This window comes from Aeribacillus pallidus, assembly GCF_050478865.1.
GTDB lineage: Bacteria > Bacillota > Bacilli > Bacillales > JACDOC01 > JACDOC01.
This window is the reverse complement of sequence record NZ_JBCNBW010000030.1, coordinates 1-8,463: the sequence shown is the minus strand read 5'-3', so window position 1 is coordinate 8,463 and position 8,463 is coordinate 1. Positions and strand designations below refer to the sequence as shown.

The following is an 8,463-nucleotide window of genomic DNA, read 5'->3' as shown; positions in this document are numbered from 1 at the left end:
GCTACGCTCAAGTATGGGTCTTGAACTGGCTTCTTGTTCCCGCTGGAGTCGCTGCCGTGTGAATAAGTAGCTAAAAATCAACAATGACATAACTAAAAATAGAATATTTAGCCTGTCTAACATGGGAAATGGAAAAGTAACTGAATGATTATTATTCATACCATGAATGTTCATCATTCCTCGGCCAATCATGCATATTATCTAAAAATAAACTCAAACTATTCATGAATAATGCGAAGGAGGATGAAAATGAACGTTCAACGTGCAAAAGAAATTTTAGAATCACCTGAAATTATTCCGGTTACATGTAATGGAAAACAAATTATCATTCAAAGTGTGAACGAAAAAAACGAAACCGCTCGAATATATTTACGGGAAGAACCAATGGAAGAAAAAACCGTTTCTGTTCACGAGTTATTTGAAGAACAGTAAAAAATAAAAATAAGACTTGTCCCTTCATTTTAGGACAAGTCTTTTTTCATGTGTATATATAAGGAATGGTCGGTTATATCAATGATCTTCTCTGAATGGGACTATCCTTCATTTAGCACTCGTTCAATTCGTTTACGAAGCATCATTATCTTCCTCCTTGTCATGACCATGTAAAGAAGATCTATGTATATTATATTAAATATATTTTGATATACATTTTTTATAGTAATTTTAATTTAATTTTCATTATAGATTATCACTTTTTAGTTTTTATCCATACATAATAAATAGTAGATTCATTTGCATTGATAGTTAAAACCTAGTAAAATGGCAAAATGTATAGTCTGAACGGAATCAAATATGAAACAAAGAAAGGAGTTCGTGATGTCTTATCCCACAGTTTGGTTCGTAGAGGAGAAAAAGAAGGATGCCGACGAGTTACAAAAAGATTTAGATTCATTAGAGTTCCAACTATTTCGTATGCAGGAAAATTTGAAGGAAGTTGCAAAAAAATATCAAGTACTTGGAATTGACCAAGATAAACATGAAAATTGGGTTGTTGTTTACGGTAAAGATGATGGAAATATTTGTCGAATCATGGTTGCAGATAGTGAAACACCCTATCAAGGAACTTGGGATTTTTCGTTGCATGCCCAATACGAAGATAAGTATACGATCCACATTGACGACATTCGTGGACCAGTCAATAAAGGATACGGCTCTATATGTATGAACTATTTAAAAGAAATTGCGACCAATCAAAACATCCATACCATTACAGGTGAAATTGCGAAGCGTGATTGGGATCATATTGACCGGCTTGTTCATTTTTACGAAAAACATCATTTTCATGTTAAACTTGATGAAAAAAATCAATGTGGCGAAATTATTTGGAACAATGAATAAAAAAAGGAGTCCAAAACATGGGCTCCTTTTTCTTAATGGTATAAGTGCACTTTTAGTTTATATTTTTTGCCTTTTTCGATTGACAAATAGTTGCATCAAAATAGAAAGAAAACCTATAATGGCGGAAATGACGGCAAATATCTGTTTTCCTAATTGAATAAAGAAAAACGTCATCGTTAATAAACCTAATGAAATCACAAATAAAAATATCCGTGTACCGATGATATAACTTTTTTCCATCGGTTGCCTCCTTTCCATCTAAAAACGACTACCTTCGATTTCATGGATTCCAACGCCTGCTAATGATACATCTTCTAGCCTTCTGTGAGAGATTAATGAAAGATAAATTCCGTTCGACTTCCTTCTTTTGTTGCAATCACTTCTAACCGAGCGTCAATCCGCTCCTTTAATTCAGGCACATGGGAGATAATTCCAACTAAGCGGCCACTTTGTTGAATGTCCATTAACGATTCAATGGCTTGGTCTAGCGATTCCGGATCCAACGTACCAAATCCTTCATCAATAAACATCGTTTCTAACGACACACCGCCAGCATATTGTTGAACCACTTCTGATAAACCAAGAGCTAACGCAAGCGATGCTTTAAAGCTTTCTCCACCGGATAGTGTTTTTACATGTCGTTGTTGCCCTGTATACTGGTCAAATACTAATATTTCTAAACCGCTCTGAACATTTCCTTTGGAGCGGTCCGTTTTACGAAGAAGTTGATACCGGCCACTCGTCATCTTGCGGAGTCGTTCATTTGCAAGGAGTAATATTTCGTCTAAAAACGCAGCTAATACAAATCGTTCAAACGTCATTCGGTAACGATTTTGTCCTTTCGTAATATCAGCTAAATGCCCGATTAGTTGATAAGATACTTCCATTTGCTGCATTTGTTCGCGAAGTTTTTTGAGTTTTTCCCCTACCTTTTCATTATGTTCTTTTCTTACTAACATCGATGTATACTGTTCGCTGTATTGTTCGATTTCTTGAACAATTTGCGTTAGTTTTTCGTCAATTGCCTTGACATTAGGCTTGTCCACATTTTTAACTAATTCAGAAACTTCTTTTAAGCGATCATCAACTGACGTCAGTCGTTCCCAATATGCACGAACTGTTGTTTCCATTTCCTTTCGTTCGGCTTCTGTTTTTTTCGCCTTTTCATACGCTTGATAGGAAGTGAATCCTTGTTCTTCTAATTGTTTTTTGAACAGTTCTCTTTCGTGTTGTAATGATTGTTCACGGCTTTGAATATGTTTTTTGATCTCTTGTTTTCTAGCTTCATCTGCTGATACTGCTTCCTTCCACTGCTGTACTTGTTCTTTTGTCTGTTCTAAATGGCGTTCGTACGTTTGAAGGTCTTCCTGAATCTTTTCATATCGTGAGTAAAAAGCTTCTTTTGTGCGTAAATGTTCTGGTAAATAGTTTTCCATCGATTGAACTTGCGCTTTACATTCCATGTATTGATGATACCACTCTTCCCGTTGCTGTTGGATGTTCTCGAGTCGAGCGGTCAGTTGTTCATATGTCTGTTTCCAATGGTCTAATTGTCCCATTTTGGCTTGAATTTCTTCTAATTTATATGCGATTTCTTTTAAGCGACCTTCCATCGTTTCTTGGTCACTTAATCGTATTTGCATCCATTCATCAAGTTCCCATGTCTTGGCCTCAGGATCTTGCTCATACACATCTCGTTGAATTTCTTGTAAAGATGTTTGGATACGAATATGTTCTGTTCTCAATTCAGACACTTGGTGCTCCACTTGGCGTATTTCTTCTTCCCGACGTTTTAATTGTTCAACGGCTGCCTCTAGATCCTCTTCTTTTGGCACACTCTTATCACCTGTTGCTGGAAGCGGGTGATGCACGGAACCGCATACTGGGCATGGCTCGCCTTCTTCAAGATGAGCAGCTAGAAGACTGGCTTGTCCTTTTTTCCACTCGGTTTGTAGCCGTTCTACAAGTTGTTGATCATCCTCACGCACACGTTCTAATTGAGCAAGTAATCCCAATTTCTTTTCTAATTGTTTGGAAATTGAATGGTCTTCTTGAATCAATTGTTGAAGTCGCTTTCCCTTCGTTAACGTATGGTATAATTGTTGTCTTTTGTTGGAGAGTTCCAGCTTTTCTAGTTGCAGGGAACTTACTTCTTTCTCATATAGGGTGGCGTCATGTATCTTTCCTTCAACCAATTGTAATTGTTTTAACGTTTCTTGTTCTTCGTTCACTTTCTCTTTCCATTGCTTTTCTACAGCGAAAAATTTCTGTTTCGTTTCTTCAAGCTTTTTTACATAAGGTAATAGGTTCTCTAACCTTCCTTTTTCTTCACTTAATGCTTTATATGTAGGTTCTTTCTCCTTTAACACGTTCAGTTTTTCAATTGCCTGTTGCAACATCTTTTTTCTGTTTTCCCACTCAACGTTACTTGTTTTTAGTTGAAGAAGTTGCTCATCAATTTCTGTTCGAATTTTTTTGCATAATTGTTCTTGAGTTTGTAACGTTTGGGCACGATAAGCTTGCTCAATTTGTTGTTCAAGTTGGCGAATGGTTGGTTGTTTTTGTTCTAATTGATGTTTTTCTTGTTCGAGCTTTTCTTTTAAATGAAATTGTTGAACAATGGCTTGTGCTTCAAATTTTTTCTTCTGCCACATGTCGCGTTCATTTTCTTTATCCTTTCTCATTTTAGAAAGATTCGTTAATTGTCCCTGCATCCATTCGATTTCTTCCACAAGCCACTTCTCCCATTCCGGGTGATGAATCGCCCCTTCTTGGACGACTTGTTGTAACCCTTCATGGTGAAGAACATGCAAGCTTTTTAATGCATCCATTTGTTCTGTATGTTTTTGTTCAACCTTTGATTTTAGTTCATTTGCTTTTTCTTTTAGCTTTTCTTCCATTTTTTTATAGATTTCGGTGTGAAAAAGGCGCTGTAAAATCGTTTCTTTATCTTTACTATCAGACACTAGTAGTTTTCGAAATTCTCCTTGAGGAATCATCACGATTTGCCGGAACTGATTTGCATCAAGTTGAATAAGATCCATTATTTTTTCATCCACTTCTCGAACGTTTCCAGCGATTAAAATATCCTCTCCATTTTCATTCCGTTCATAAAGCTCAGCCCGGGCGTTAACGATTGTATACCCATCCCCTCTTGCCTTTTTCTTTTGTTGTTGAGGTGATCGCCAAATCCGATACGTTTTTCCACGAAGGGTAAACGTTAAAGAGACTTCCGTCGGTACATCATCTTTTGCAAATTGGCTCCGTAAATCTGATCCAGCCCGGTCAGCACCACTAGCTTTCCCATAAATAGCGAACGAAATGCCGTCAAAAATCGTTGTTTTCCCTGCCCCTGTTTTACCTGAGATGACAAACATCGTCCGATTTCCTAGCTTTCGAAAATCAATCGTTTCGGTACCAGCGTATGGACCAAACGCTTGCATCGTCAATTCAAGCGGTCTCATAGGAATGCTTCCTCCTTTTTCACTTCGTCAATGATTTGAATCATGGCGTCCCTTTCTTGTTCAGATAATTCCTTCATAGTCATTTCCTCATAAAATTGAGCAAACAAATCAAATTCTGACTTTTTCTCCTGAGAATGGGAATGTAGATTTGAAGAAAGTTTCTGTTGGCGTTCTAATTTACGTTCAAGGTGAAGCACATTAGGATACACTTGACGGAGTTTTTGTATAGGGTCAATCAGAGCTCCTTCATCTAATAAGGTGATTTTTAAATAATCTTCCACTTGTTGTGTTTGATAAAAAGATGGATCCAACAATTCTTCTAAATATCCTTCAATCTCTCGTAAATCTCGTTTCGGTGTTAATGTACGTTCATTTATTAGTAGATTCCCACCATCATCAATTTCAACGATACTAATGCTTTTTCTTTGTTTTGCCTCAGAAAACGAATATTTTAACAACGAGCCGGAATAACGGATTGAGTCATGACGGATCGCGTCTGGGCTATGTAAATGTCCTAGTGCCGTATAGGTAAAAGGAGAAAATACATCTTGGTGGACACATCCACTCCCTCCAACGGATAAGATCCGTTCTGAATCGGTTGTTTTTCCACCTAAAACAAACGCATGCCCAATCAATACGTTTGGTTCGTTCGGATTCATCGTTGATTCAATCTCTCCAACAATCCGTTGCATCGCATCTTGGTGTGAATGGATCGATTCATCTTCAAACAGCTGTCTAACGACGCCTGGTTCTGCATAAGGAACTAAATAGAAATTGACTCCGTTCATCCGAACAGGTTCTAATGTCCGTTGGATTTTTCCGCTTAAGTACAACTTGTGATGCCGGTACCACGCCGAACCAAAAGAGAGGCGCTCCGCACTATCATGATTACCTGCAATCGCTAAAATCGGAACTGTTAATTCAACGTTGATTCGATAAAAAACTTCATTTAATAGTTCAACCGCTTCTGTTGGTGGAACCGAACGATCGTATAAATCTCCAGCCACAATGACTGCATCTGGTTGTTCTTCCGCCACAAGTTGAACGAATTGGTCTAAGACAACTCGTTGTTCTTCCGTCATGTATAGTCCGTGAACGAGCTTTCCTAAATGCCAATCGGCTGTATGAATAAATTTCATTCTAGTACTCTCCCTTCTTTAGTACTATTTTATAATAACCATCCGATAGTTCCATACAGTTGTAAATAGTTATGTTCAAATAAACACGAACATTTGTTCTAATTATACATAATGATAAACGAAATGACTACACATTTTTTGGAAACATATGTTATGATTTAGCCGTGAGTTGACAATTAATCACCAGGAGGGAACTATGTATCGATTTGCGAAAACGATTTTGGTATTCCTACTAAAAATATTTCGTATTCAATATCAAGTGGTTTATCGCGAGCGGATTCCTAAATCGGGTCCATTTGTAGCCGTATGTACCCATCGCACTTGGCTGGATATTCTTTTCCTTGCTCTAGCTCTGGATCCACAACCAGTTCATTTTATGGCAAAACAAGAACTTTTTCAAAATAAGTTTATAGGTAAATTGTTAACATCCTTGCATGCATTTCCGGTCAATAGAAACAATCCCGGACCAGGTGTGATGAAAAATTCCATTAAACGTTTAAAAGATGGCCATATTGTAGGCATCTTTCCCTCTGGAACACGAACAATGGAAAATAATTCACTAAAAAAAGGAGCGGCTTGGATTGCGAACAAAGCAAATGTCCCCATATTACCTGCGGTTTATCATGGCCCACTTAGTTGGAGACAGCTTGTAAGCGAAAAAAAGATTACCATTTTAATCGGTGAACCAATAGACTTAAAACAATATGATGAACAAAAAGACATTGTGGAATATGTAACACAAAAAATTAATGACTCATTCATAAAATTAGAAATCGAATGGAATCGTTCGTCCTATTAACATCCTAAAAAGTCTCCACTTAAATTATTTTACAACCAAAACAACCCCACAGAATAGCTGGAAGCTATCTGGGGGTTGTTTTAGTTTAAACATTCATGATTCCGGGCACTTACCCATACACATTTTTCTTTATTACATATGATGATGATGTAATTAGATTTTATGAGGAGGAGACAAATTTATGGTTGACGGAAAAGGTGGATTTTACGGAGGCGGATTTGCGTTAATAGTTGTGTTATTCATCTTACTCATTATTGTTGGATCTAGCTACATCGGATACGGCTTCAATTAATCATTTGTATGAATGAAATAAGGGGTGATATACATGCATTACGGATATTATGGGTCCTGCGGTGGGTTTGGATATGGCCGCTATGCAGGCGGATTTGCGCTCATCGTTGTATTGTTTATCTTGTTAATCATTATCGGAGCCATCGGGTTCGGGTATTAAGTGGGCAAACAGAGGAGATTGTAATAAGTCTCTCCTCTGTTCATTTTTTTTTGCTCACGTTTTTTAAAAAAACGCGAAAGGGATTAAGGAAAATGCGATAATCGCACCGAGAGCAATTCCAATGGCCGCTCCAAATGCAAATCTTCTTCGAAAGAACGGACGCCCAAAGCGACGGTAACCTAACCCATAACCGAAACCTCTTGGCACAGCAGGTCGAATAGGACGAATAAACACGTGTGTACGACTTACCCGATGAATCACTCCTCGATGAACTCGTCCAAACCGATCCCGAATTTGTACCATCCTGCCGATATTTCTTGCACAAAGATGATGATAATATTGTGACACGAGAAACACTCCCTTATAAAAATTAACCACCTCTTTAATAAACTATGTGGCAGGTACGTATTTGGACAAAGACATTCGCGGAATTTGTCCATTTAATACGATTTTTAGTCATTGAACATGTATTTAATTCCATATCCCTTTTAAACGATCAGGTAAACTTTGAATCGATTGATTCACAGCTTCAAGTTTCGTTTCAATACGATACAGTAAATAAAAACTGACAAAAATCGGAAAACTCACTTCACTTATAATATTCATCCATTCGTTCATCGATACTCCCTCCTATGAGACAAAAGGGACAAAGCAGGATTCGCCTTGTCCCTTCTATGGTTATTCCACCGTTACTTCTGTCACATTGCGTTCGACAACGCGGGCGCCTTCTATGGAAGCGAGCGGACCAGACGGTGTTAAAAAGGCATCCGATTGAATAATTTGATCCATCGACTGTTTCACTTGAATGGAGTCGACGGGTTCAATTGGTTCATCTACTGATATCGTCACCTTTTTTCCTTCGCTAGTTAAAAATTGTAGTTCTAAAGATTTAGCCATCTTTATCCTCCTCTCTTTCTATTTACCTATTATTCTTTAATAATTAAACGATGTTGTAGCGATCTTCTCGATTGATGCCGACAAGCGGACGAGTTGAAAGAGCACCAATGGCATTGGCTGCTTGAAACAATTGGTCAGCAGTAGCCGCTTCATTGACATTGGCATACGTTTTTGTTTTATAAATGACGTTCCCTTCTTCATCCGTTCCCGCCTCAAATACGAGACGAAGCTTCGTATTTTCTAGTAATGCTTGTGCCATATCTTCACCCCCTTCGCCTTTTATATAGGGAGAAGGTAGAGGATTGGTTACCATTTTTCTTAAAAAGTAGGCTATGTTATATTTCATTGTTGAATTTTAGCAAGTTGTTCACACGG

At 37.8% G+C, this 8,463-nt stretch carries 12 protein-coding genes; 5 read left to right on the top strand and 7 right to left on the bottom strand.

The annotated features are described in order from the left end of the window. Positions 1-249: 249 nt before the first annotated feature. Both ABES52_RS06970 and ABES52_RS06965 read left to right on the top strand, forming a co-directional pair. Positions 250-432 (top strand): H-type small acid-soluble spore protein, encoded by a 183-nt coding sequence (locus ABES52_RS06970; RefSeq protein WP_429650292.1) that lies wholly within the window; start codon positions 250-252, stop codon positions 430-432. 384 nt (positions 433-816) lie between these two features. Continuing rightward, a complete protein-coding gene (locus ABES52_RS06965) occupies positions 817-1,338 on the top strand; it encodes a GNAT family protein (protein ID WP_429650290.1) in 522 nt (173 codons plus the stop codon). Positions 1,339-1,395: 57 nt separating this feature from the next. Here ABES52_RS06965 and ABES52_RS06960 read toward each other — a convergent pair whose 3' ends face one another. The 3 genes from ABES52_RS06960 to ABES52_RS06950 form a co-directional block, all read right to left on the bottom strand. Next, the gene (locus ABES52_RS06960) at positions 1,396-1,578 is read right to left on the bottom strand and encodes a hypothetical protein (RefSeq protein ID WP_429650288.1); all 183 of its coding nucleotides are present in this window, start codon (positions 1,576-1,578) and stop codon (positions 1,396-1,398) included. 92 nt (positions 1,579-1,670) lie between these two features. Then, positions 1,671-4,802 carry an AAA family ATPase gene (locus tag ABES52_RS06955; RefSeq protein ID WP_429650286.1) on the bottom strand — a complete coding sequence of 1,044 codons (3,132 nt, stop codon included), beginning with the start codon at positions 4,800-4,802 and terminating at the stop codon, positions 1,671-1,673. Further along, positions 4,799-5,941 carry an exonuclease SbcCD subunit D gene (locus tag ABES52_RS06950; protein WP_429650284.1) on the bottom strand — a complete coding sequence of 381 codons (1,143 nt, stop codon included), beginning with the start codon at positions 5,939-5,941 and terminating at the stop codon, positions 4,799-4,801. The genes ABES52_RS06955 and ABES52_RS06950 overlap by 4 nt, the downstream gene beginning before the upstream one ends. Before the next feature lie 196 nt (positions 5,942-6,137). Between ABES52_RS06950 and ABES52_RS06945 the strand changes: the two genes are divergently transcribed. From ABES52_RS06945 to ABES52_RS06935, 3 genes are all read left to right on the top strand, one after another. After that, positions 6,138-6,740: a lysophospholipid acyltransferase family protein gene (locus ABES52_RS06945; RefSeq protein WP_429650282.1), complete on the top strand. Its 603-nt coding sequence runs from the start codon at positions 6,138-6,140 to the stop codon at positions 6,738-6,740. Positions 6,741-6,921: 181 nt separating this feature from the next. Further along, entirely contained in the window at positions 6,922-7,032 is a 111-nt protein-coding gene (locus ABES52_RS06940; protein WP_429650280.1) for a YjcZ family sporulation protein, read from the top strand. Positions 7,033-7,065: 33 nt separating this feature from the next. Beyond that, positions 7,066-7,191 (top strand): YjcZ family sporulation protein, encoded by a 126-nt coding sequence (locus ABES52_RS06935; protein WP_429650278.1) that lies wholly within the window; start codon positions 7,066-7,068, stop codon positions 7,189-7,191. A gap of 63 nt (positions 7,192-7,254) precedes the next feature. Here the strand turns inward: ABES52_RS06935 and ABES52_RS06930 are convergent, their stop codons facing one another. The 4 genes from ABES52_RS06930 to ABES52_RS06915 all read right to left on the bottom strand — a co-directional run bounded on the left by ABES52_RS06930 (position 7,255) and on the right by ABES52_RS06915 (position 8,347). Then, positions 7,255-7,539: a hypothetical protein gene (locus tag ABES52_RS06930; RefSeq protein WP_429650276.1), complete on the bottom strand. Its 285-nt coding sequence runs from the start codon at positions 7,537-7,539 to the stop codon at positions 7,255-7,257. Between the two features lie 123 nt (positions 7,540-7,662). Further along, positions 7,663-7,809 (bottom strand): YvrJ family protein, encoded by a 147-nt coding sequence (locus ABES52_RS06925; protein WP_429650274.1) that lies wholly within the window; start codon positions 7,807-7,809, stop codon positions 7,663-7,665. 60 nt (positions 7,810-7,869) lie between these two features. Further along, positions 7,870-8,088: a DUF2922 domain-containing protein gene (locus ABES52_RS06920; RefSeq protein WP_429650272.1), complete on the bottom strand. Its 219-nt coding sequence runs from the start codon at positions 8,086-8,088 to the stop codon at positions 7,870-7,872. Positions 8,089-8,131: 43 nt separating this feature from the next. After that, complete coding sequence (locus ABES52_RS06915) at positions 8,132-8,347, bottom strand: DUF1659 domain-containing protein (RefSeq protein ID WP_429650270.1); 216 nt, start codon at positions 8,345-8,347, stop codon at positions 8,132-8,134. Positions 8,348-8,463 lie beyond the last annotated feature (116 nt).